Source organism: Pseudoalteromonas sp. MMG010 (assembly GCF_018100905.1).
GTDB lineage: Bacteria > Pseudomonadota > Gammaproteobacteria > Enterobacterales > Alteromonadaceae > Pseudoalteromonas.
Map to the genome: position 1 here is coordinate 307,111 of NZ_JAGJEG010000001.1, position 25,735 is coordinate 332,845.

At 38.0% G+C, this 25,735-nt stretch carries 20 protein-coding genes and 2 pseudogenes; 3 read left to right on the forward strand and 19 right to left on the reverse strand.

The annotated features are described in order from the left end of the window. Nucleotides 1-8 precede the first annotated feature (8 nt). The 5 genes and pseudogenes from J8L70_RS01460 to J8L70_RS01480 form a co-directional block, all read right to left on the reverse strand. Nucleotides 9-464 carry a DUF4402 domain-containing protein gene (locus tag J8L70_RS01460; protein ID WP_211053691.1) on the reverse strand — a complete coding sequence of 152 codons (456 nt, stop codon included), beginning with the start codon at nt 462-464 and terminating at the stop codon, nt 9-11. Between the two features lie 25 nt (nt 465-489). Beyond that, nucleotides 490-1,116 carry a hypothetical protein gene (locus tag J8L70_RS01465; protein ID WP_211053692.1) on the reverse strand — a complete coding sequence of 209 codons (627 nt, stop codon included), beginning with the start codon at nt 1,114-1,116 and terminating at the stop codon, nt 490-492. Nucleotides 1,117-1,311: 195 nt separating this feature from the next. After that, nucleotides 1,312-1,962 (reverse strand): SPOR domain-containing protein, encoded by a 651-nt coding sequence (locus tag J8L70_RS01470; protein WP_247664649.1) that lies wholly within the window; start codon nt 1,960-1,962, stop codon nt 1,312-1,314. A 73-nt stretch (nt 1,963-2,035) separates the two neighbouring features. Further along, the gene (locus J8L70_RS01475; RefSeq protein WP_211053693.1) at nt 2,036-2,680 is read right to left on the reverse strand and encodes an SPOR domain-containing protein; all 645 of its coding nucleotides are present in this window, start codon (nt 2,678-2,680) and stop codon (nt 2,036-2,038) included. A 461-nt stretch (nt 2,681-3,141) separates the two neighbouring features. Further along, nucleotides 3,142-3,429, reverse strand: a pseudogene (locus J8L70_RS01480) (thymidylate synthase); the annotation flags it as partial. Nucleotides 3,430-3,720: 291 nt separating this feature from the next. Here J8L70_RS01480 and J8L70_RS01485 point away from each other — a divergent pair. Together J8L70_RS01485 and J8L70_RS01490 are read left to right on the forward strand one after the other, a co-directional pair. After that, nucleotides 3,721-4,956: a polymorphic toxin type 44 domain-containing protein gene (locus J8L70_RS01485; protein ID WP_211053694.1), complete on the forward strand. Its 1,236-nt coding sequence runs from the start codon at nt 3,721-3,723 to the stop codon at nt 4,954-4,956. Nucleotides 4,957-4,984: 28 nt separating this feature from the next. Then, the gene (locus J8L70_RS01490; RefSeq protein WP_211053695.1) at nt 4,985-5,467 is read left to right on the forward strand and encodes a hypothetical protein; all 483 of its coding nucleotides are present in this window, start codon (nt 4,985-4,987) and stop codon (nt 5,465-5,467) included. Between the two features lie 140 nt (nt 5,468-5,607). On the opposite strand, the gene J8L70_RS01495 is transcribed toward J8L70_RS01490, so the two are convergent. From J8L70_RS01495 to rppH, 12 genes and pseudogenes are all read right to left on the reverse strand, one after another. Further along, a complete protein-coding gene (locus tag J8L70_RS01495; RefSeq protein ID WP_211053696.1) occupies nt 5,608-6,891 on the reverse strand; it encodes a tyrosine-type recombinase/integrase in 1,284 nt (427 codons plus the stop codon). Continuing rightward, nucleotides 6,891-9,122, reverse strand: coding sequence for an AAA family ATPase (locus J8L70_RS01500; RefSeq protein WP_211053697.1), 2,232 nt, complete (start codon nt 9,120-9,122; stop codon nt 6,891-6,893). Before J8L70_RS01500 ends, J8L70_RS01495 begins: the two co-directional genes overlap by 1 nt. Then, a complete protein-coding gene (locus J8L70_RS01505; RefSeq protein WP_211053698.1) occupies nt 9,116-9,484 on the reverse strand; it encodes a hypothetical protein in 369 nt (122 codons plus the stop codon). Before J8L70_RS01505 ends, J8L70_RS01500 begins: the two co-directional genes overlap by 7 nt. Nucleotides 9,485-9,518: 34 nt before the next feature. After that, on the reverse strand, nt 9,519-10,103 hold the full coding sequence (locus tag J8L70_RS01510; protein WP_211053699.1) for a hypothetical protein: 585 nt from the start codon (nt 10,101-10,103) through the stop codon (nt 9,519-9,521). Beyond that, nucleotides 10,096-12,189 carry a tyrosine-type recombinase/integrase gene (locus tag J8L70_RS01515; protein WP_211053700.1) on the reverse strand — a complete coding sequence of 698 codons (2,094 nt, stop codon included), beginning with the start codon at nt 12,187-12,189 and terminating at the stop codon, nt 10,096-10,098. Before J8L70_RS01515 ends, J8L70_RS01510 begins: the two co-directional genes overlap by 8 nt. Beyond that, nucleotides 12,189-15,122 carry a hypothetical protein gene (locus tag J8L70_RS01520; RefSeq protein ID WP_211053701.1) on the reverse strand — a complete coding sequence of 978 codons (2,934 nt, stop codon included), beginning with the start codon at nt 15,120-15,122 and terminating at the stop codon, nt 12,189-12,191. Before J8L70_RS01520 ends, J8L70_RS01515 begins: the two co-directional genes overlap by 1 nt. Before the next feature lie 14 nt (nt 15,123-15,136). After that, nucleotides 15,137-16,051 carry a thymidylate synthase gene (thyA, locus tag J8L70_RS01525; protein WP_211053702.1) on the reverse strand — a complete coding sequence of 305 codons (915 nt, stop codon included), beginning with the start codon at nt 16,049-16,051 and terminating at the stop codon, nt 15,137-15,139. A 264-nt stretch (nt 16,052-16,315) separates the two neighbouring features. Continuing rightward, nucleotides 16,316-16,879, reverse strand: a pseudogene (locus J8L70_RS01530) (thymidylate synthase); the annotation flags it as partial. A gap of 13 nt (nt 16,880-16,892) precedes the next feature. Continuing rightward, on the reverse strand, nt 16,893-17,684 hold the full coding sequence (lgt, locus tag J8L70_RS01535; RefSeq protein ID WP_211053703.1) for a prolipoprotein diacylglyceryl transferase: 792 nt from the start codon (nt 17,682-17,684) through the stop codon (nt 16,893-16,895). Nucleotides 17,685-17,696: 12 nt separating this feature from the next. Beyond that, nucleotides 17,697-18,506 carry a sulfite exporter TauE/SafE family protein gene (locus tag J8L70_RS01540; RefSeq protein WP_211053704.1) on the reverse strand — a complete coding sequence of 270 codons (810 nt, stop codon included), beginning with the start codon at nt 18,504-18,506 and terminating at the stop codon, nt 17,697-17,699. A gap of 39 nt (nt 18,507-18,545) precedes the next feature. Further along, nucleotides 18,546-20,810: a phosphoenolpyruvate--protein phosphotransferase gene (ptsP, locus tag J8L70_RS01545; RefSeq protein WP_211053705.1), complete on the reverse strand. Its 2,265-nt coding sequence runs from the start codon at nt 20,808-20,810 to the stop codon at nt 18,546-18,548. Nucleotides 20,811-20,863: 53 nt separating this feature from the next. After that, nucleotides 20,864-21,382, reverse strand: coding sequence for an RNA pyrophosphohydrolase (gene rppH, locus J8L70_RS01550; protein WP_211053706.1), 519 nt, complete (start codon nt 21,380-21,382; stop codon nt 20,864-20,866). 429 nt (nt 21,383-21,811) lie between these two features. On the opposite strand from rppH, the gene mutH reads away from it, so the two are divergent. Continuing rightward, on the forward strand, nt 21,812-22,483 hold the full coding sequence (mutH, locus tag J8L70_RS01555; protein ID WP_211053707.1) for a DNA mismatch repair endonuclease MutH: 672 nt from the start codon (nt 21,812-21,814) through the stop codon (nt 22,481-22,483). A gap of 72 nt (nt 22,484-22,555) precedes the next feature. Here the strand turns inward: mutH and eno are convergent, their stop codons facing one another. Together eno and J8L70_RS01565 are read right to left on the reverse strand one after the other, a co-directional pair. After that, nucleotides 22,556-23,854: a phosphopyruvate hydratase gene (gene eno, locus J8L70_RS01560; RefSeq protein WP_211053708.1), complete on the reverse strand. Its 1,299-nt coding sequence runs from the start codon at nt 23,852-23,854 to the stop codon at nt 22,556-22,558. A gap of 116 nt (nt 23,855-23,970) precedes the next feature. Continuing rightward, nucleotides 23,971-25,605 (reverse strand): CTP synthase, encoded by a 1,635-nt coding sequence (locus J8L70_RS01565; RefSeq protein ID WP_211053709.1) that lies wholly within the window; start codon nt 25,603-25,605, stop codon nt 23,971-23,973. Nucleotides 25,606-25,735 lie beyond the last annotated feature (130 nt).

Below are 25,735 nucleotides of genomic sequence, written 5' to 3' on the forward strand. Positions count from 1 at the left end.
TACTTATATTAATTGTATTCAATAATTAGTTGAAATTGTGCTGAAAATGTTTCATCTGTATAGTGACTGCCATTACCTAAGGTATTAATTTTACCTCCAACATTAAAAACCGCCGTTCCGTGTCCATTTGTAACAATATCGGTGTTATACACTAGCTCATTTAAAATAAAAAAAGGGGTGCTCGCACTCACACGGGTTAATGATGTGTTGCTTGCTGTATGAGATATTGATAATGCTTGATGTGGGAGTAAGCCATCTAAAAGTATCTCTGCAGGTTCTCCCGCCTCTACAATATGTATATCGTTAGTAATATTACTACGACCATTTGGCAATAACTCAAGTGAGCTTACTCTTTCATTTTTAGCTACAACAATAGTACCAAAGTTAAGCTGTTGTAAAACAGTAATTTGAGATGACAACTCACATGAAAAAATAATTATACATACATAAAAAAACTTTAGCATTTAGTGTCATCTCCAATCGAACCTCTTAATTATAATTAACCGTAACAGAAACATCTCCAGTATAAGCTACATCATCTGTATACGAAGTAAATACTGTTTTGTCTGTTGTTAATGTAGCGCCCAGGCTAAAAGTTGCACTACCGTTAATGTCTGTAGTTATTATAGCTGGTGTGCCATCAATATCACCAGAGTCACCGCTATTGGTTCCATCAACCACATAGAATGTAAAGTCACTTAAGGTAAAGCCCGGTCCACCAGGAGGAGCATCTTGAGCGATCATATCTACTGTTGTACCTGACATATCTTCTATTGCAATGTCTGTGAAACCTGATGCACCTGCAATAGTAAATGTAGCCGGCGATAAATCTGTATCATCTAAAACACTAACCTCAGCAGTGTCACCATTAGCACCAGTAGCATCATAAATAGGGTTGCTTCCTGCCAAAGCAGGAAGCTCTATTGAAGCAAAATCAGTAATACTCGAGCCATTTGTTGCACGTATAATACCAAAATTTAACGGATCACCCGCAGTAAATTCAAAACTGTTTTGAACGGTTACCGAAGCCGTAACCGTAGTAGTTTCAGCTATTGTAGCAAAAGATGTAAAAGTAAAAGCCGCGGCAATACTTGTTAATTTAATAATATTTTTCATAATTAATCCCTGTATAAATAATATAAACCCAACTTTTGTTAAGGTTAAATTAATTATCGGCACTTTGCATTAACTCTTTAGTAATAATTAATTGTATCTAAACAAAAAAATGGAAAAACCAAGCATAAAGGATTGGTTTATTCTATTAATACCTCTTACACCTTTGTCTCTGTGGCATTATTTAAAAGTGTTTAATTAAATTACCTCTCCTAAAAATGGGGCTGGTGAACACGTTTGTGCCATTTTTTCAGCTAGGTAACAAAATATTTTTGCCTCGTCTGTATTTTTAAACGGACCTGCTCTTAATCCATATAAAGTTGTACCAACATTGTGTTTTTCAAACATAGTAAAATGAAAACTATTAAATGCTTGTGGGTAGTGTGACTTAAGTTTTTTTACTTTAGTTTTTACTAACTCGGGTTTAGCGTACCAGCCTAATTGAGCCCCTATTGCCGTTTTGGTGGCTAAGCTGTGCATATCGGCCCATGATGTTACGTCAGTATTTTCGGTTATATTTTCGGTTATATTTTTTTGTGGTGTTGTCATCGTTTGTTTTTCGCCATGTTGCTCTGCAACAATTTTTTGGCGTAATGACGCTGGATTTTCATCAAGAGGGGTATTCATGGCTAATGCCGTGATCAACAGTTTTAAATCACTTTCCATCTCGGTGAGTCTATTAATACTTTCTTGTTGGCTATGCCACTGCTGTACATAGTTTTTTACTTGTTGATCGGTCATAAGTGATGCTGAGCCGCTCATTTTTTCTTCATTAATATGACTACATGAGCCAATAAAAAAAGGGCTAATAAAAACGCAAATTAACAATAATGGGGTTTTTGAAAACATAATAACTCTCGACCATAAAAACACTGATTAGAATTAAGCAGGTTTTATGCCACGATTAATATATCCATGAGTTTTAAAGAGGGTTTTGGGTGTAATTAGTTACTATACAGTCGAGCTTGTATTGCTTAATAATTTTACAATCAGCTTGTGCTGTTTGTAATTTTTCGTAGGAGCTCACTTTAAGCCGGTAGTACGTTTTATCGTGTACTTTCGCTACTTCAACATTTGTAAGCACTTGCGCTCTAAATAATGGAGCCGCTTTTATTTTAATTTCTTTTAATGCGGTTCGTGCACTATCCATAGAATCTACTGAAGCTAGTTGTAGTGCGAAGTTTCGTGGCTCGTCATCTAAGTAGCTCTTTTTTTGTGTTTTGTTTATATTCGCTGCGGGTGTGGTGTTATTTGTTTTATACTTTGAGCGAGTAGAGTACCCTTTTGAAGGACTATTTTGCTGAGCAATCGCCTTACTGTTAATTATATCGATATGTTTTACTAAGTAAGTAATTTCGTTTTCGAGTTTAAGTAGTCGCTCAATTCCTTTACGTGCTTTGTGCCATTGTTTTACTGCACTTTTTAACTCTTTTAATTCTTGCTCTGTAATTATGGCGGGTTTTTCTATCGGCTCATTCGTTAATGAATTATTAGGCGCAGTTGTGCACCCTGTAATAAACAGCATAACAAAACTAAAAATAATCATTTTATTATTTATCGTAAACATTAAGTCTGTATCCTAAATGCATTAGCGCATATAAGCTAAACACTTTATAGGCATTCAACTTTAATAGATTAGAAAAGAATTACTGTATACTAATAAGTAGCAAGTTGTTGTAAATAACACAACAAGCAGCTTTTAAATCGTCCATGATTATAATATTAAGTATATTAATTGCTCTATTAAAACAAGCTTTACAGTATTAGTATAATCTTGTTTTATATCATAGTTTTTAAATATACATTTTTATAAAATAAACCACAACTTTTTACTTAGGCTTTAAGCATTAAAAAACCCCCAACAATTAGAATGTCCAATTATTGAGGGTCATTTTAAAATAACGCTTTTTTATTTGTGACTTACGATTCACTGCATTAGCTTTTGCATGCGCTTAATTGCTGTAAAATTAAACAGCCGATAACCTATCTCATTTTTTTAAAGTCTTTAGGTTACAAATAATGTTATTTTTATACTGAAAATGGATATTGAATCGCCTCGTGGCATTGATAACCTTGAACTTCAAAATCATCACGCGTTACCCATGTTTCTATATCTTCAAGTGAAGTTATATTTGGATTAATCACTAATTTAGGTGATTCAAATGGCTCGCGCTTTAACTGCACATCACGCATTAATTCAAACTGGTTTTCATAAATATGCGCGTTTGCTATTTTATGATAAGCCTTACCTGGCTTATGTCCGGTAATTTGTGCTACTAACGCTAATAATACAAAGCATTGTATTTGATTGAAGTTTTTTGTGACATTGGGGGTTAAACCTAAAATCGTTTCGCACAAATATTTAAAGCTCTTTCAATAAAAAATCACCTTGATATAGCTAGCCCAGTCATCAATTCAGTTAGTCACTGATATGAAGTGTTATAAACCAGCTTCTTTCATTGTAATCCACACTACTATTTATTACTGCCTCTATTACTTATATTTTGAAACATCACTCAATGCCAAAATAATTGTATTGATTACAATAAATTATTTTGATTAAATAACATGGGTCAAAAAGGTATAAAACATATAGAGAAGGAACTTATGATAAAAAAGCATCGCAATACCCATTTTCTACGTAATTTATTCGGTTTATTTATATTTTTAATATCAACAAACAATGCATTTGCATGTGAAGATGTTTACCCTAATAAAAAGACTGTAATCAAGACATATCGAGATACAGGATGTGTTGATATCAAACTAGCAAATCCAAATAAAACTTATTTTGTTGCCGACTCCAGCATAAAAAAAGATGGGGCATATAGAATAACAATAAAAAATAGTTCAGGTACAACAATTTTGAATGAAGATATTAGTTATTCAGCAAATCAGTTTACTGTAGCGGAAAAACTAAATACATTACAACACTCAGATTTTACTATTAGTCTTGAGCCACTAACTACACTAACTGATTATACTTATACAGTTATTCACGATTCAAACCTTGAGTCAAGTGTAAGCACTATCTATATAGGATTACAAACAGTAAAGAGTAATGCTTCAGTAGAACCTCCGTTCCCTCAAAATTTAATGATGATGTCAACATCATCAACGTCAACAACGGGAACTATTGGTGAAGTGGCACAATGTAATGCAGGTAATAGACCACCAACACTACCGCCAAGAGCAAGGTCAAACGGTGCGCCTTTAAATATAAATAGTGTCTTAAGAGTGACACGTGATTGGACAGCAAAAATAAACAATGAGCTTATCCATCAAGACGCTGCTATTGCAGCAATAGTGGCAAGAGGTTATGCCATGCATAATTTTGGTGGTGCTTTAGATGTTGCTCACAGTAGTCAATCAGACTATGTTGGTACTTCTTCTATGGGGAATTTCCTATATGGTGCTAATCTAAGAGCTATGGGAATGTCAGCCGATGCTATAATTCGCTTATCCGCAGGCACACAAAGCCTCCCCAGTAAAGGATGGTTTCAAGGAGCCGTTGATTTCGTAAATAACTCAGGCGACAACCCGGGAGATCCATTAGAAGTAATGAGGGGCATTAATTATTACGATGAAGTCTTTTCTAATAATCAAAATGACTCAAGCCATGCTAGTTGCATAGATGACCAGTCAATTGCTAATGACTCCACATTGAACGATGCTTCAAACGACGAAACTTCTAGCGGCTCTGGTGGTGGCGGTGGCGAAGGTTCAGGCGATTTAGGAGATCCAGATCCTGACATGGGTGGTGGTAGTGGCGGTGGCGGTGGCTCAGGTACAGGATGGTGTTTTGTACAAGCTGGGCACCCAACATATTGCTGGACTGAATAAGCGTTTGTAGTAAATTGTTAGGGGTTACGTGAAGATGTTTTTAAAAAAAAATTTAGTTATTTTATGTGGAGTCTTATTATCTGCATGTTCAAAGTACCCTATAACGGATGAAGAGGTGGTTCAGCATTATTATGATAATGCTGGCACTTACCAATCATTAGCTAAACAAGTTTGTTCAATTTTTATTGAACATAAAAATAAAGATTTCCTAGAAGTTACTGTTGATGAGACAAATTCTGAATATGCTGATATTGTACGTAACCTTCGCTTATTGGAGAGAGACTCAATATTCTTTTCCAATGTAAAGGGAGAGTGCTCACTGGAAGTTATATATCATGCGTTTGGCTTAGGAGGCAGTGCTACGGTTTATTCATTAAAATTTAATGTAGTCGAACCTATCCCCTTCGATAAAACAATCCATGCATTTGAAAAAAGAAAGGATACTAATGATGATATTTCTTTTGATATGGAATTAAGCAATGAATGGTACTTTTCTTTTTCTCAAAACTAACTTAACACTAGTACAACTAATCTGGGTTAATTTTGATCAAGTAAAGAAAATCACTTTAACTAAGTTTATTTTCAAACGCAATACGTTAACTAGGAATAATCACTATTTAAAACAATAAATTAAACCAAAAAAATCAAAATTCATTCGTAAAGCAAATAATTCTGTAAGTACTTTAAAAGCTCTTCTTCAACATTTTTGTCATTTGTAATGGCATCAAACAATTCGCTAGCTTTATCAATCTCTTTCAGCTGCCTTTTACGCGTTTGTACTTTTACGTCTAAGTCACGTAGTAATTCAATATTATTCATTTTTGCAGCTAAGCCTTCACTACGGGATAATGCCAAATAGTGTCGAAGTGACTGAGGATTTGAATGACCTGCTTTTTCAGCAGCTCTTATCAATACATCTTGTGCAGACTTTGGCTGCCCCCGATCATCAAAACCATCAAAAGCAGCAACAATGTCCGTTAAGCCTTTTGCCCTAACACGATGACCTGTTCCTGAAACCCCTGCCTTTTTCATTAAACCTGAAAGCCTTCGAGAAATATATTGTTTATTCAACGGTTTTCCTGTTGTAGAGGCAAGGAAAAGTTCATCAGGTTCTTTGTAAAATTTATTTCGCTTTTTCGCTGCGCTAACAGCATCTGAGCGTTCATTTTCAATATATTCGCGAATTAACTCCATTGTTTCAGGTAGAAACTCTAGATCGCGATCTATTTTCCTTTTACCTGTCACTTCAACGTAGAAGAGCTTATTTTCGGCCTGATATTCTTCTATTTCATCCCAGTCGGGTACATCAGAGACTTTGATTTGCAAGGCTTCCATTCTTCTTGCTGACCGTTCATAGATTGTAAAAATTAAAGAATCTCGCATCCCAACCACATCTGACTCCTCTATCGTAACTGCATGCAGCAGTTCTAGATCATCATTTGTCGGAGTCGGTTTCGCTTTAGACGTTGACGATGGTATATGAGGCCACTTCCAACTAGTTTTGGTTTTCTCAGCAGATATTGCGTACTCTTTGTCGTTATCATAAATGGCGACATGATGGCGAATAACTTTATTGCGTTCAGCCCACAAGTAAAAATCAAATACTGTGCGTAATACACCTGCGACATAGCTATCTTTATTGCCGCTGGTTATTTTAGAGTCCCGAAACTCAACCAAAAGACCGTCAGACACATTTTGCCATGATAGTCCCTTACCTTTTTCATCAATAAACCTTAAGAAGGTTTGTAGTTGATCTGCATAGGTGGTTACGGATGTGATTTGATCGGTATCTTTTATTGCTTTGAAAATAAGGTAATCGCTTACCGCTTCAATAACCCCGTTAGCATTGAAAAAAACAGGGACACCGCTGTATGACGATTTACTAAATGCCCCTTGTAAAATGCAGTCTTCATCGGTTGTTTTATAAAAGATCATTAGGCGCTCTTACTTAGCTGATTAAGCCGTAATCTATCAAGGTGATGGTTAAGTCCAACAATTCGCTGTTCAACTGTTGGTGGTTTATTGACTGCCCGGTTAATTAGCTCAACATTCCCTATAAACACCACCTGTTCAACACCTCTGGTTAGTGCAGTATAAATCCATGTTCGATCAATCATTTTTCCATTGATGACTGGAATGATAACTCTACGAAATTGTGAACCTTGTGCTTTATGGCAGGTGATTGCATACCCCCACTGTAAAGTATCGATATCATTTTCATCTAGCAACACTTCTTCGTTGTCAAACGCAACGGAGATAATAGGAAGAGGTAAATTTGCTCGTTGTGCATCCTGTATTTCACGAATTGTTGCTAACCGAGTGATCCTCCCCAAAGAGCCGTTCATTATATCCTTTTCCCAATTGTTTACGGTTGCCATAACCATATCCCCCACCATTAGCCCTGTTGGTTCTGGTGCGGCATTTCCACGGTTTAAACAAACTTGCTGATTATCACCTACATACTTATTTGATAATTTTCGGTTTATACCAAGAGTTCCCCAATCGCAATCCTTTATTGTTGGGCATATAATTTTCACATCTGCTTGTTCATCAGTACCGCCTAGCTCATCAAAGATTTTCTCGATTTGTCCAAAAATATTTTCAGAATCTGCGATAACAACTGTAACACCTGCGGCTTTTCCACAATAAGTAGGTAACTCAGTCCAAACACCTTCTCTAACGCTCTGTGAGACCATTGGAATGCCTGTGACCTCATCTTGCCTCCAAACCTTGGTTAGCCTTGTTAAGGGTGCACTCAACTCGTCTGACAGCACATGAAAGACCTTCCCCGCACCAACGGGTGGTAATTGAGCTGCATCCCCAACTAAGATAATTTTTTGAGAAGGTTTGAGTCGTTTAAACACTCTGACCAATGAATACAAATCCACCATAGAACATTCATCAATGATGATATGTGTAGCAGATAGAAGTTTGCCTTGATCTAGCTTGTTGAGGAAACCAGCAATGGTAATTGCTTCTTCCCCCGTGGATTCTTGCATTCGCTTGGCAGCTCGGCCAGCAAGTGCCATTTGAATAGCCTGACCACCAGAATGATTTAATACATAAAGCAGTGACTCTAGTACACTTGTTTTACCAACTCCTGCGCCACCCGTTATCACTGACAAAGGCTTAGATAAACCATAGTAAACAGCTTGGATTTGTTCACTAGTTAAAGGGTAGTTAGCTTGCTGCCACGTAGTTAAGTATTTTTGAATACTACCGTGCACTCTCTCTTCTTGAATAATAGTTCGTTTACATATTTCATCTGCAATAAAACTTTCCTGTAACGATGCGCCACGACTCTGATAAAGGTCAGAGTTCAACATTATAAAGCCACCATTTACGTATATCTGTTTTAGCGCTAGTTTTGCTAAATCACGACCTATGAGCTTGGAAACTGATTTAATTAAAGTTTCTGCATCTAAAGCAGTATTGCCATCGTCAGTATATGCCGCGAATAACACTTCTGTTACTGCTGCATGAAACCTTCTTGGATCATCATGTTTTATTACAAATTGCTCAGTTGCAATCTTATCAATCTTCTTCCATGTCATTGCGAAAGCTATAAGTCTGTAAGGGTCCGCTTCGAGTTTATCTACTACGTCATTGCTATATGCAGCTATAAGTTTTCGCCCAAGCCAAACAGGTAAACGATAAAGTTCTAGCCATTCAACCAACTTGCCTTTTTTATCATGATGCCACCCTTGGATAAGGGTATGAGCTTTGTCTTCTGTAAGTTCTTCAACCTGTAATAACGCTTTATAGTTTTTTTCATCCAAGAGTCGGTAAATGTCTTGACCAAAGGCTTTATACAGAGCTGTTGCAGTTTTGACTCCAATATTGACGAATGTTTCGTTGAAGGTGATATACGAAATGAAATTTTCACCTTTCGGCTGATGTTCAACGATACAGGTAGCTTTAATTTGCTCTTCAACTTCTCCTGTATGCTGGTTGATATACTCACCATGTTGGCGAGCTTTTACCTTAAAGCGCTGACCTTGGTATAGGCGAAAGCCTTCACCTGCCAATTTACCCGTTAGGAGTACATTAACTTGTTTGTCTGAGTGCAGTCCCTCGTTATTAAGAATAATGGCTTTAAAAACACAACCATTATCACTTTTATAACGAACACGTTTTACTTCAACGTCTACAACAACGTTTACCACGGCAAACGCCCTTGCGCTGAAAGCTCATCATCGGAATCAACCCAGCCATATTCATACAACTTAGCCTTAAATCGACTGTTATCTTCAAGTAATTGCGCATTGCGTTGTTCTAATTTCGAAACTCGTTGCATTAATTGCTTAGTTTCTTGATTCTTAACTCCGGGTGAAGGTTTAACATTAATTTTGAACCCATTAGCCCTTAGTTTTTTTTCATACTCAGTAATAATTTTTGTGGCATGATCATTTTGTGAGACCCAGTTTGCGCCACAACCGAGGCTTTCGCGTATCCACGTGCGATTAATTCTTCCATTGACTACCTCGATGTTGTCATTTTCAAAAGAAGATTTAAGTAATTCATCCAAACTGGATTCTAGATTCTTCCGCTTACTCTGGTTGTCAGTTCGCATTGCTACCACCTTTACCAAACTTAACTTTAGTTACTTTAGAAGCCTTTCTATTCTCATATTGCGCTAATTTTTTACGAAGTAAAATGATCTCATCACGTACTATTTGCAATTCGCTTAACGTTTCATACAGCTCTTCAGTTAAACCTTCAACTTTGCTGCTGCTTAGTATTAACTCTTCTTTTAACCGCTTAGTTTCTTGGGAATATTGCACATATTGGTTTGCTGCATTGGTCAATGACTCATTGAGTTCTTTGTTTCTCGTTTTTAACTCCGTTAACTTTTGTTCTCTTGGCTTTTTAGGTGGTTTCTTTTGTTTTTTAAGTGTCTCTAAGCAGTTTGCAATCTTTTTAACTTTGCGACCATGCTCTTTATGCGAAGTGACAAATGAACTTGGGCTGCCTATTTTCTCAATGCCCAATTCATCACAAACCCAATTACGCATCTTTGTTAGACTGGTAGGTATTTCAAGTTCGGTATGTTCACCTATAATTTTTCCATTCAATACTCTAAGACGAAGCTCAATTTGCTCAGCCAACTTTTTCGCTTTATCTTCATTGCTTGCTGGGCTATTCATTTGGCACCTCAAAAGGAGAGCTTTCGTTAGCTTTTGTTAACAACTCTTGTAATGAAATAACTTGAACTCCTGTAATTTCGTCAAGAACAGACCCTTTCTCACAAAAAGACTTAGTTTTTTCTCTTGCCTTAATATCATCTGAAATAGCACCTGAAAAACGATCGGTGTAAGCAGCAAAAGGGCAACCGCCACACGTTTCGACAGAGCCTTTTTCAATATTAGGTTCACCTTTGTCATTGGCACAATTTGAATGCTTTCTTAATGTTGTTTTTTTGGGGCACACACAAATTGTTCCCCAAACCTGTTGGGTAAATTCGGCTCCAACACGTTTCATATAACGCATTAGTTTTTCAACAACTCGCTCACGCTCAACAACATCAACTTTGCCACGAAAATGTGCTAACCAATCTGATAGTTTGCGCTTGATTTTGTCACCGCTTTTACCACCGATAGTTGCCTTACCAGTCACCACTTTTCGTAAGAAGCTAGCTGTCCATCCTTCACCAATTTCTTTCATTTCCTTCATGAATTTTTCATCGGTGATATATCGTTTGGTCATTTCGATATTAAAGTGACGTAGATGATGTGAAAGTGCACCAATATATGCACCTTCAAAACGATAGTAATAGAGCAGAGCGAACATTCTACGAAATTGATGGAATGAAAACTTCCAATCGTGAGATGAGTCTTCGCTGACAAAAGATGTGAAAAAGTCTTGAAGGCTATTTCTCACTTGTTGATCGTTTAATTTAACGACTTCACCTTCTCTGGAAACGTATTGCCATAATGTATCGTTATCTGATAACTCTCTTGCTTTTTCGCTGAGTTTTTCGAGTACATTAATGGCTTTTTTAACTAATACTGGAACAGGACATAGGTCGTACCGCTGACTTGTTTTTTCAATGTAAATGGTTAGCCAATAAGCACCATCACCCCTTTCTTCATCGATACATTGATATCCCAGATCGAAAATTTCTTCTTTTCGTCTTGCTGTTAATGAAGCGATGACGGTAAAACATGCAGAAGCAAGATAACGAACAACACCTTCAAGGGTTGCAACTCCTTTATGGCTTTGTTTTCCATCCCTAAGGTTGAGGTTTAAACCTTGATCTGATAACCGCTTTATTGCGATTTTTGCATTAGCACCTGAGGAATATAGACTAAGAATTTCATCACTATAGCTCAGCACCCAATTAGCACTTTCTCTCATCATTGCAAAAGCAATTTTAGGGGGGATAGTTTTAGTTCTTTTACTTGCCGTTCCAAGTCTACTAGCTGCTTTCGATGCCCCCTCAGGAAATGGATTTTTTTGGAATGATTTACTTTTAAAGTAATGTTGCCAGCTCCAAATTTCCTCCAGTGGCACCAATTTTCTGTGTAAATCCTGAATAGTGACAATATTCGGTATAAGATCTAATTCTTCTAATACATCCTGAACAGTAAGCTTTTCTAATTCAACGCCTTTAAAACCATTTTTTAACTGACTCTCATACCAATCCAAAACTCTAGCTGTATATGTAAAGTTTCTTATTGGTAAACCATTAACACCAACCTGCTTATATATTTCAGCTCGTCTAAATGTATTGGCTTCCCTGAATGGCAACTTGCGCCCCTCAAGTAATTGTTTTTTGATAACATTGAATACTTTTTCAGGAATGCTTAGAGAAAACTCTGTGCCAAAAGCAGCATCATTTGCGAACTTTTCAAGATGAGTTTTAGTTACTTTTGCTAACGACCTGATTTTATATTGACTTAACCAACAAATAAACGATAACAGCGACCTTATCCGCTGCGCATGAACTGAAGCGCCTATAACTGGGTTGTGTAGACGAAAAACTTCAACATACTCAATTACTAAGTCGTAAAACTCCTTGTTTCGTTTATCTGTTAATTTACTGCCATCAAACAGTTTAACATCAAGCTCTACACTTGATGTACTGCGATTTTCACCTGCCGTATCAGTTATTTCAATTATGTTTTCATCAATAGAAATATTACTAAGCCAAGGCCAGCTTTCCCTATTACTTTTAAATTTCTCCTCAGCATCAGAAGCCTGAAAAACATCTAATAAAGCTAAATTACTCATTACCAAGGCTCCGGCATTGTAAAGTCACTACCGCTCATTTTCTGATTAGCAATCTCAGTGGCTTGCTTCTTGATATGACTAAGCTTGCCTCGTGTCATTTTTTCTTCTAAAACCACAGTGAAGAATGCTTGCCAAGGCACCCATACATCAGTCCACCTATTCATATTCTTGGCGGTAAACTCTGTTTCATTTTTTTCTAATGCAGTCTTCCAAATGATCATGTCTGAAATTGATATTGGATCTGCACTCACTAGCATTCGGTCGTGCTTGCACTTAACACAGTTTTCCACTTCACCGCACTTAACCTTTTCACCTGATTCGGTAACAATTTCTCTATCCTTACAAAAAACACCCCAGCCTGTTTTTTCAAATTTTTGCTTCTTTTCATTCCATTTTTTTTGAGTCATATTCAGCTTTTCATGCGCATCTTCATCATCATAAATCATGACCACTTCAATCGTTTGCTGGAACTCCAGCATATCTTTTTCCATTTGGATACGGTGGGGTAGTTTATTGGTATAGCCTTCTGTAGTAGAACCTGATTCATGTTGAGCAATAAGCTGTGCAACGCCAAGATTTGCAGGATCTTTTAGTTGAACATTCAACAGAACCGTTGGCCTAAGCATTGAAGGAACAAGTTTAAATTGCGTTAAATAATCAGAATGATTGCAGATAGCTTTAAACTCATCTCTAAAAGCAAACTCAGTTAGAGGTTGAACAGCCCCTTTTTGATAATATTGCAGCGTATCGTCAACTGTTTCAGGTTGTGCTGAACAAATATACTCAAGCGCATTAACTGCACTTACACATTCTACGTTATCGCTTTTGACCGACAGATCATCATAGATGGGCTTGCCAAACGATCTGTCCTTTTTACCAACTATCTTTTTATGTTGAGCAACACCTGATTTACGCACACAATCATTAGGTAATGTTAGAGCGACAGCAACGTTGGCTCCGCTTTCACAAAGGTATAATGTTAACGCAGAGCTAATAGCCTTGCGGGTAGGAACTAGATAAGAAGCAACTCGCTCAATACCCCCAAAGAGTTGATATTTTTTGTTCCACATCTGCATATTAGTGGTAGCTAAATTTGGAGGACAGGCTTTATATACTGTTTTAATAACTTTAAGTAAGTTGGCAAGAGCAAGTTGCTTATTATCGATAGGAAATATGTCTTTGATGTACAGAGACCATTGATAAGCAGATATTGATTGTCGCTTTGCTAGCATTGAGCGAAATTCATCACAATCTACAGTCGCCAAATTCAGTAACTCGACTCCTTCTTTGTGCAGATTTTGCCACTGTTTAAAAAATGCACTCGCCTGAATTCGTATTTCTAACAGTCGTGATTCAGTGATCTCCAACATAGCTTTAGAAAGGTCATCTGGCAGATCAGGTTTATTCAGCTTTTCAAACATTAATGTTTCTAAAAACGCTTTTGTGTCCTTACCTTGACTTATTTCTATGCCTCGATACTTTGCTGCATCAGTTAAAATTTCTTCTACTCGGTCTAACTCACCCTTTTTGATGCTCGCCTCAAGTATCGACTGTCTGTGGCTTCTGTCTTTATTTGCTCTTCCTCTAGTTAGAAAGGTATATTTGGGAAGAACTTTTGCATCACCAAATTGAGTAATGATAAGGGTGTTCAAGTTAGCGTTGGGGCTTTTAATCAATAGCGCTGCCCGATATGCCATACAAGCTCTACCAAAATCAGCTTGCTTGATTTTTTTGTTGTCCCGCAGTGAATCAGCAACATCCCTGTCAATATTTTTTGGATCGGCTAACCATTCGAAAAAGTGAAGAATACGTAGATACTTATTCTTTACTGAGCCTGTTGCAGCTTTGTTAGTGATTGCAATAAATGTAGTGCCAACTTTTTCGGCCAATTCAAGACTGTATAATTCGATGAGCGAAGAGAAAGAATACACTCGTCCATGCTTTTCAGAATATGGTGTTGGCCCTACGTTTAGTGTTGCAGCACCATAGACAGTGAATGACTTTTTTGTTAAACCTCGCTGCTGCGTTTGATGAAGTTTATGAGTTCTCTTCTCTATCAACTTCATTAAATTTGGGCTAGTTCTGATCGTATTTTTTTCAATATCTAGTTCTTGTGCCAACCATTTTAGACTTATCACTCTTGATGACGAGTCTAATACAAGCTCTTTGTGTTCTAGTATTTCTGACAAAGTATCTTTGTATTTGTCTCCGGCATACTGCGAATAGTCTTGCTGGCTGATGAGTTCATCATACTCTTTGAACAACTCTTTTAATTTAGGTGCACGTGTTTCAGCTACACTAGTGCTTTGATTAGCCGCTAAACCAAACTCAGACATTACTGATTTGCGGTTTAACTTTCCACGCTCATTGATAGGTAACTTTTGATTATTGTCTAACTCTTCTAAATACTTTCTAATCGCAGGAACTTTTCGCTCCCAAACAGTTCCTGTAATACCTTGTTCATAAAGCTCTTCATCAAACTTATTGAGCATGTCGCGTGCCCACTGCCATGACTCGGTTTTACCGACAAGAGAATTCGAGGGAAATTTAAACTTTCTTTCAAAAGCTCGGAATGATATCCGGCCAGCTCTATCCCCTTGAGGGGCAATGGGCAAGCTATCAATATCACATTTAAGCTTATCTAATAGCTTTTCAAATCGTTTTGGCGTTCCATATTCAGAGTTTACCCCTGTAATATTACCACCTTCTTTTGCGATCAAATCCTTTTCAAAATCATCAACAACACTTTTACACCATTGATATTTATCAAAACCGTGATAGTTAGATAAAGAGCAGTGTTGAAAGCCATATGTTTTTTCTATCAGCGAGCGGGCTATTTTGCCTTTATGTGTAGGTAACTCTTTCTGGCTGAGCAACTCCTGAAGAAATGATTTCAACTTTTCAGGAGTTTTATATGTTTCAAGCCCAGCCATAAATTGAGTTCACCTTATACCGCTACTGGTGCAGGTATTGCAGGGTGAGGGTCATATCCGTCAAGTTCGAAATCATCAATTGTATAATCAAATAATGAATCTGGCTTACGCTTTATTACTAACTTAGGAAATGCTTTTGGCTCCCGTGATAATTGCTTTTTAGCTTGCTCAATGTGGTTCATATATAAATGCACATCCATACCAAACCAAACAATTTCACCAACATCATAGCCAGTTTGCTCCGCAAGGAGCGTGGTAATAAAAGCGAGATTAGCAATATTAAATGCAAGCCCAAGATAAGAGTCACAAGAACGTTGCACCATGCCACCAGAAAGCTTATTGGTATTTGGATCAACATAAAATTGATAATGCTTATGACAGGGTGGAAGAGCCATCTGATCAAGCTCTCCGACATTCCAGCCGTCAAATATAATACGTCTTGATGATGGATTGTTCTTCAATAAATCAATTACCTGAGAGATTTGATCAATTTCTTGCCCATCTTCAGTTTTCCATCTACGCCATTGTTTACCATATACAGGTCCAAGATCACCCCATTGCTGAGCAAACTCATCGTTAGAAATGATACGCAGCTCGAACTCTTCCATAGTAATTGATTTATCTGCACTACCTTCCGGCTGAGCATCAATAAATTTTTTGTAAGGCCAATCACTCCAAATATGGACGTTTTGCTCAACCAATTCTTTGATATTGTGGCCACCAGAAAGCATCCACAGCATCTCTTTAAATGCTGTTTTCCAGTACACACGTTTTGTCGTAAATACCGGAAAGCCTTCAGATAAATCAAATCGCATGGTATGCCCAAAAATGGCTTTTGTACCTACGCCAGTTCGATCAACTCTTTCGCTGCCTGTTTCTAGCAACAAGGTCAGTAAATCTAAATATTGTTTTTCGGGGTGTATATTCATTAAGTTGCCTTTTTTAAATTTTGTTATTGATACAGGTTATCGTAACTTGTGCATTGTTTGCCATTTCATCTAAAAATTATTCCCTATATCAAAGTAATTAATTCACATTTATGTGTGTTTTGGACTATCAAATCAATCAGCAGTATCCGTAAATAACGATTCACACAATCTATAATTTCAATGATAGTACAATTTCTATATATATCAATGTAAAAAAACACTCATTCGTGCGTGAGTAGCATTTTGATTATCACAAAATGCCACTAGCCCAAGAGGGACATCACAGCTGCGCTGATACGAAGTTAAATATAAAGTATCACCTAACAGTGAAAATGTGTGAGTATGCATACAAGGGCGTAAACATCCTAGCTCAAATTCACCTGGATTATAAAACGTAATGATTTCACCACGATCATCAATGCCATTTTTTAAGTTGTTAATCACCTTTGCTAGCTGATCAAGTGTAGAGCCATCTGGACGTTGCCAGCCGCGCCCTTGCACACCATATACACGGCCCATATCATCGTCCCCTTTACGGTTTGGATTATTAAGCCATGCGTTATTATCATTAGCGTTTGCATCCCATGTTTTACAACCAATTTCTCTAAATTGTGCAGCACTGCTATAACCACGTAAATACCCTAGCAGCTCAGCAATTGCTGCTTTGTAATAGCTTTTACGAGTGGTGATCATAGGAAACTTGTTATTTGCTACATCGTATTCTAAATCGGCGTTAATAACGGTTAAACAGCGTGTACCGGTACGTTTATTTTCTACCCATTCACCAGTATCAATAATACGCTGACATAAATCTAAATATTGTTTCATTGTGTGCTTCTTTTTACGCTTTTTTAGTAGGTTGTTTATAGGCCCAAATAAGTAGCCCGATCCCGCCAATAATCATAGGAAGAGACAAAATTTGCCCCATTGAAATAAATTCTGCAAATAGCCCTAAATGAGCATCTGGCTCTCTAAAGTATTCAATGCCAAATCTAAATACACCGTATCCCACTAAAAACAAACCCGACACACTGCCCGCAGGACGAGGTTTTTTAATAAACCACATTAAAAGCAAAAACAGCACTAAACCTTCGAAAAAGGCTTCGTATAATTGTGATGGATGACGTGCTAATGGACCACCTGTTGGGAAGATCATACCCCAGGGTACGTCGGTGGTTCTCCCCCATAATTCGCCATTAATAAAATTACCTATGCGCCCTGCTAATAAGCCTACAGGTACTAAAGGGGCAACAAAGTCGGCCACTTTAAATAAAGATTTTTTTCGTGTTTTAGAAAAAATAAGCTCTGCTGCAATTACCCCTAATACACCACCATGAAATGACATTCCACCTTGGTCTATCCTAAATAGATATAACGGGTTTTCTATAAAGTAACTAAATTGATAAAATAATACATAACCAATTCTTCCCCCTAAAATAACCCCTAGCATGCCATAAAAAAGTAAGTCACTAACTTCTTCTTTAGTCCAACCAGAATTTGGTTTTGCTGCTTGACGATTTGCAAACCACATTGCAAATGCAAAACCAATTAAATACATGAGTCCGTACCAACGAACGCTCAGCGGTCCAATAGAAAAAATGATTGGATCGATTTGCGGAAATTCAAGTGCCATAAAAATAAACCTTTAACTAAAAACCATCTTAATTGCGATAATAACTAATAACACCGCAAAAATTTTCTTTATTGTATTAACAGGTAAAAAATGTGTAGCTTTTGCTCCAAAAGGTGCAACAAACCACGATGTAATAACAATCCCAAACAATGCAGGTAAATACACAAAACCTGCAAAACCATTTTCTAAATCAGTAACTTGCCAACCAGCACTAATATAACCAACCGAGCCAAATAGCGCGATTACAATACCACATGCCGCAGCACACCCTATTGATTTTTTAATATCGACCGAAAAATGATTAAGCATAGGCACAATGAGTGCCCCTCCACCAATACCAATTAACCCCGCTAAACCACCTAATATAGCTGAAGCACTGCCTACAACGACCCCTGATGGAAACGGTTTTGTTATCGATGTGTTTTTTTTCACCGACAATATCATTCTAAATGCGATAAAAATAACACTGCCTGCAAAGACGATACGTAAAATATGTGTAGGAATTAAACTAGCAGCAAAGCCACTAATAAGCGCCCCAATTGCAACGCCTCCCATTACCCACGGTGCGATTTCCCAAGGTACATTCTGGTTTTTATGATGCGCTAAAGCAGAAGACGTAGAGGTAAATAATATAGAAGCCAAAGAGGTGGCCACCGAGATCACCAGTACATGCTCTTCACTACTAATATTAAAATAAAGTAATAAGCTACTAAGTACCGGTACAATAATTAGCCCACCACCAATGCCCAATAGCCCAGCAAAAAAGCCAACGACACAGCCAAGCAACGCACAGCTTGCTACCAATATCCCTAGTTCAACCATAGGTCGTGTTTTTACCCTTTATTATGTCGCGATAATTAATCATTTAGGAGTGTAAAATAACTCACCTAATTGGTGCTCAATCATAAAGTTACGTGTTAAACGCAATACTTGCTTTGCATTAGATTGAGCAAGGCATTCACTCAGTAGCTTTTCCATATCGCTCACCGTTAGGCGCCTCAACACCCACTTTACTTTTATTAGCGATGATAAGTTCATACTTAAGCGTCGATATCCCATAGCTATAAGTAAAATAGCGCCTTCGGGGTCGCCACCTAACTCACCGCATAAACTAAACGGTAACGTTAAGTCTTTGCACTCACTCGCTACTTTATTAAGTACTCTTAATACACCAGGGTGATAAGGGTTAAATAACTCTGCAACACGGGCATTTGCTCTATCAACCGCCAATAAATATTGTGTTAAGTCGTTACTGCCCACTGAGCAAAAGTCGACTTTTTGCGCCCACTCGGGGATCATAAAAACACTCGAAGGAACTTCAAGCATAATACCAATATTTGGCCGCTCTATCGACTCTTGTGGTTGTTTTTCGCTTAATTCAAAGTAAGCTTGTTCAAATAATGCCAACGCTTCATCTACCTCATCGGTAGTACTTATCATCGGTAGCATTATTTTTAAATTACCTAAGCCCATATTTGCTTTGATCATCGCTTTAAGTTGATCTAAAAACAACTCAGGGTGATCTAAACTAATTCGTATACCTCGCCAACCTAAAAACGGGTTTTCTTCGGTAATGTTAAAGTAATCGAGTACTTTATCACCACCAATATCTAAGGTTCGCATGACAACGGGGTTAGGATAATAACTTTTTAATACTTCCCTATACCAATTTTCTTGCTCAATTTGTGAAGGGAACTGCCCTTTTTGCATAAACCATGCTTCGGTACGGTATAAACCAACTCCATCACAAATATGCGCATTTGAATGCTCAGGGTTTAAATCTAACCCCGCATTTAAACGCAAACTAATATAATGGCCATCTTTGGTAATAGGATCAGACTCTTGTTCATCTAAAAAGCGATTGTTTAAAATACTTTCTTGATGCTGAAGCGCCCTATACTCATCGAGTAATACTTGCGATGGTGAAATATATAAACGTCCTGCATAAGCATCTAAAATCATAGGCTTAGCATCAAATTGTAGCAAAGGTAGATCTTCTATACCCCAAATGGCAGGGATACCCATAGCACGTGTTAAAATAGAAGCGTGGCTATTGGCCGAGCCATTAACACTCACCACACCTGCTAATAAACCTTTAGGTACTTCGGCTAACATGGCTGGTGTGAGGGTATTGGCAATTAAAATGGTATTTTTAGGGTAGTCTTTAACTGTTTGTTCGGTATTAACTAAATGATGCAACACACGTAAACCAATGTCTTTTACATCAACCGCACGTTCTTTAATGTAAGGGTCTTGCATTGCATTAAATTGTGATATTAACCGCTCTATTACAATTTTTAATGCACTTTTAGCACACCAGCCTTCATATAACTGCGCTTCTACATTTTGCCCTAAACTTTTAGTATCGAGTAACTGTTGATATACCTCAAAAACAGCCAGCGCTTCTTTTGGAATGGAGTCACTTAATGTCATCGATAACGAATTAAACTCTTTACGAGTTGCAGCGACTGCTTGGGTAAAGAGTCGAGTTTGCTCTGTTACATCGGTTACTTTTTTTAACTCAATAGAGCTAAAATCAAGTTTTGGCAGCACCACAAAAGCCTGGCCTATACCAATACCTGGGGCGCTTGATACCCCTTTTAATACCGATGTTTGATGAGATGATTCGTCTTGTCTTAAAACTTCTTTAATTTCGGCGTGTGCTAATTGAGAGGCAAGCTGTGCTGACAAGGTAATTAAAAAAGACTCTTCGTCTTGGCTAAATACCCGGGCCATTTTTTGCTGAACAACAATAACCCCAAGTACTTTCTTTTGATGTACGACAGGAACCGATAAAAAGGCGTTGTACCCTTCTTCGTTAACCTCTGGAGAAAGCTTAAAGCGCGGGTGCGATTTTGCAAATGCAATATTAATAGGCTCTTCACGTTGAGCCACCAGCCCGACTAAACCTTCGGTAAAACCAATCCTAAATTTACCAACTGCATCGGGGTTAAGCCCTTCGGTGGCCATTAAAACAAAGTTATCTTGGCTGTAATCGGCAAAGTAAATTGAGCAACACTGCGTTTTCATGGCTTCTTTTACCATTTGAACAAAACACACTAATGCACTGTCTAAATCGGCTTGTTGCGAAACAGACTCTGCAATTGTTCTAAGTGTTGCCAACATAACTCACTCCTTGCATAGATAATCAGTGCCTTACTTTACAAACACGTAATTTGCTATTTTTTATTACGCCATGGCTCTTTATACTGCTCTCTTTTATTAAATGGCATCGCATAGGGAGCAAATTCTTTCATCACCCTTCTATATACATCGCGTTTAAACGACACCACTTGCCTTACTGGATACCAATAACTAACCCATCGCCAATCATCAAATTCAGGATGATGCGTTTTAAGCAAGTTTACATCGTCATCAGCACAACGAAGCTTGAGTAAAAACCATTTTTGTTTTTGTCCTATACACACCGGGCTTGAATCTCGGCGTATCAGTCGTTTGGGTAATTTATAACGTAACCAATGTTTAGAGCTTGCAACTATTTCTACATCTTCAGGGCGTAAACCCACCTCTTCGTGTAATTCTCGGTACATAGTTTGTTCTGGTGTTTCACCATCATCAACACCACCTTGGGGAAATTGCCAAGAATGTTGACCATAACGTCGAGCCCAAAAAACCTGTCCTTGATTATTGCAGATCACTATTCCGACATTGGCACGGAAACCTTCGGCATCAATCACCTTAGTGCCTCATTTGTAAGTCGATTTTTAATGATTGTTCCACATTAGTTGCAATACGGCAATCAATAATAGTTGTTTTACCTGACTTACTCACAGCTTGTGCATAACTTTTAAAAAACACGCTCATTTTGCAAACAAGTCCACAATATAAGATCTAAAAACTCACGTTTTCCACAGAATCTGTGGATAAACATGTTTATATAGTTGTATTTATCCCAGCAACTCTCCTGACCTAGATATTAACGCATTATAAAAAACAACTAATACCCTTTAAATTCATAGAGTTAAGCATTTAAACATGAAGAAAACACGCGGTTATAAATACACCAAATTACACGTGAACAAAAAACGCTCAAATACAAAGATATCCACGGCTAAGCTAAATTGCTATCATGTATGAGTACATCATTCAATATGAAAAAAGAGTAAATGCGTCCAACAAAGCCACATTCAATCAACCAACTAATGCAACGCGTTAACGATATTGCAGGGTTAACCCTTGGACAACTGGCCAATAAATATCAGTTTAAAACCCCTGAAGATTTACTAAGAGAAAAAGGATGGACAGGTCAACTGATTGAATATGTATTAGGTGCTACTGCGGGCTCTAAGCCTATGCCCGACTTTGAAGAGCTCGGTATTGAGTTAAAAACACTGCCTATTTCGTACAAAGGCACCCCACTTGAAACAACGTTTGTCTCGGTGACCCCTTTAATAAATGTGACCGGTATGACCTGGCATAACAGCCATGTGCGTAACAAACTCAATCATGTCTTATGGATCCCCATATTAGGCGAACGAGATATTACTCCATTTGATAGAACAATTGGTAGTGGCTTTTTATGGCAACCTAATGCCGAACAAGACGCACTGTTACAGCGAGATTGGGAAGAGCAAATGGAATTAATTGCGCTGGGTAGAATTAACGAAATTTCTGGCCACTTAGGCGATGTAATGCAAATACGACCAAAGGCTGCAAATAGTAAAGTAGTTACTGATGCAATTGGCCCAAATGGTCAAATAATAAAAACCTTACCCAGAGGCTTTTATTTAAAAACGACTTTTACAGCTGAAATTTTAAAACAACAATTTCAACTTTAAACAAGCAAAAAAAATCCTCGCTATTGCGAGGATTTTTATATTTAAAGTGTCACTTTAGCTAATGGCTAAATATTATTGACCTTTCACTTCTTTTAAACCGTTGTATGGTGCTTTTTCACCTAATGCTTCTTCAATACGAAGTAGCTGGTTGTATTTAGCAACACGATCAGAGCGGCTTAATGAACCTGTTTTGATTTGACCTGCAGCAGTACCTACTGCTAAATCAGCAATAGTTGCATCTTCGGTTTCACCAGAACGGTGAGAAATCACAGCAGTGAAGCCTGCATCTTTAGCCATTTTGATTGCAGCTAACGTTTCAGTTAGTGAACCAATTTGGTTAAATTTAATTAAGATTGAGTTAGCAATACCGTTGTCGATACCACGTTTAAGGATTTTTGTATTAGTTACGAATAAGTCATCGCCCACTAACTGAACTTTGTCGCCCATTAGTTTCGTTTGATGTGCAAAACCATCCCAATCAGACTCATCTAAGCCATCTTCAATTGAAACAATTGGGTATTGCTCTGTAAGCTCTTGTAAAAAGAAGTTAAATTCTTCAGAAGTGAATTTTTTACCTTCACCTTTAAGATCGTAAATGTTTGCTTCTTTGTCGTAAAATTCAGAGGCAGCACAATCCATAGCTAAGGTAATGTCTTTACCTAGTTCGTAACCGGCATTGGCAACAGCGACTTTAATCGCTGCAAGTGCCGCTTCGTTTGATGCAAGGTTCGGTGCAAAACCACCTTCATCGCCAACAGCTGTTGAGTGACCATCTGCTTTAAGTACTTTAGCAAGGCTATGGAATACTTCAGCACCCATACGTAAACCTTCACGGAAGTTTGCAGCGCCAACAGGTTGGATCATAAACTCTTGGATATCAACAGAGTTATCTGCATGCTCACCACCATTGATGATATTCATCATTGGTAATGGCATTGAGTAAACACCTGAAGTACCGTTTAAATCAGCAATGTGCTCGTATAGTTCTACTTTTTTAGACTGAGCTGCTGCTTTTGCAGTTGCTAAAGATACCGCTAAAATAGCATTCGCACCTAATTTTTCTTTGTTTTCTGTGCCATCTAAATCAAGCATGATTTGATCGACAGTGCTTTGCTCTAGTGCGCTTGTACCAGCAAGTGCTTGTGCAATTTCGTTATTAATAAACCCAACGGCAGTTAAAACACCTTTACCTAAGTAACGAGATTTATCACCGTCACGAAGTTCTAATGCTTCGCGAGTACCTGTAGATGCACCTGAAGGTGCTGCTGCACGGCCCCATGAACCGTCAGCTAAATGTACATCAGCTTCAACAGTTGGGTTACCACGCGAATCCATAATTTCGCGACCGATTATTTTAACGATTTTTGACATCTTGATTCCTCTATATTCCCAAAATGGTGAGTCACTGCCAACCTTACTATTTTTTACCTAGTTTTGTCAGCATTTAAAACAAAAAAGCCGTGCATTTAGCACGGCTTTTTCAAATTTTACGAGTTCGCTTTTTGATGAGTGTGCGCAGCGGCAACAAACCCCTCAAATAACGGGTGACCATCACGTGGTGTAGACGTAAATTCCGGGTGGAATTGTGCGGCTATAAACCAAGGGTGGTCTTTATTTTCAATAATTTCAACAAGCTTTTTATCTTCCGATAAACCAGTGAAACTTAAGCCTGCTTTTTCCAGCTGTTCAACAAAGTTATTGTTTACTTCGAAGCGATGGCGATGACGCTCAACTATTTCGTCGTTACCATATACTTCGTGAACTTTAGAGCCCGGAGTTAAATGACATTTTTGTGCGCCTAAACGCATAGTGCCACCTAAATCAGAATCTTCAGTACGGGTTTCTACATTGCCTTCGGCATCTAACCATTCGGTAATTAAACCGACAACCGGTGCTGATGATTGTGCATTAAATTCTGTTGAGTTAGCATCTTCTAAGCCAGCCACATTACGTGCATATTCAATTAAGGCAACTTGCATCCCTAAACAAATACCTAAATATGGTACTTTGTTTTCACGTGCGTATCGCGCAGCAAGTATTTTGCCTTCAACACCACGGCCACCAAATCCACCAGGGACTAAAATAGCATCAAGGTGACTTAAAAGTTCAACGCCTTTGCTTTCTAAATCTTGTGAGTCAACGTATTCAATATTAATTGTTAAACGATTTTTAAGACCCGCATGCTTTAATGCTTCGTTTACTGACTTATAAGCATCTGGTAATTCTATGTATTTACCAACCATACCAATTGTTACTTCACCCGTTGGGTTAGACTCTTGGTATAACACTTGTTCCCATTCTGTTAAATCTGGTTCAGGGCACTCTAAGTGAAAACGACGACAAACAAAGTCATCTAATTCTTGCGATTTTAATAACGCAGGAATTTTGTAAATACTGTCTACATCAGGCAGTGAAATAACCGCTTTCTCTTCTACATTAGTAAACAATGCAATTTTAGCACGCTCGTTATTTGGTAGTTTACGATCAGAGCGACAAATCAGAATGTCAGGTTGAATACCTACAGAGCGAAGCTCTTTCACTGAGTGTTGCGTAGGCTTTGTTTTCACTTCACCTGCAGGGCCTAAGAATGGCACTAAAGTAAGGTGTATAAATAACGCACGCTCACGGCCAATTTCAGTTCCCATTTGACGAATTGCTTCAATAAATGGTTGTGATTCAATATCACCAACAGTACCACCGATTTCAACAATAGCGACTTCATGACCTTCAGCACCATCGTATACGCGTTGCTTTATGTCATTTGTAATGTGCGGAATAACCTGAATCGTTGCGCCAAGGTATTCACCACGACGTTCACGACGTAAAACGTCTTCATATACACGACCTTGTGTAAAGTTATTACGGCTGGTCATTTTGGTGCGAATAAAACGCTCGTAATGACCTAAATCAAGATCGGTTTCAGCGCCGTCTTCGGTAACAAATACTTCACCGTGCTGAATTGGGCTCATTGTGCCTGGATCTACGTTAATGTAAGGGTCGAGCTTTAATATGGTAACGTTTAAACCACGTGCCTCTAAAATAGCAGCTAATGATGCTGCTGCAATACCTTTACCCAACGAAGAAACAACCCCGCCGGTAACGAAGATAAATTTTGTATTCATGCGAACCCTAGAATATCAGGAATTAAAAGGAAGATATCACCCAAGTAAGTTAGGTATACCATCAGGACGGGGCGAAATTATACCTAAATAGCGCAAATCAATCCAGCGCTAAATAGGGATTAAACGCACA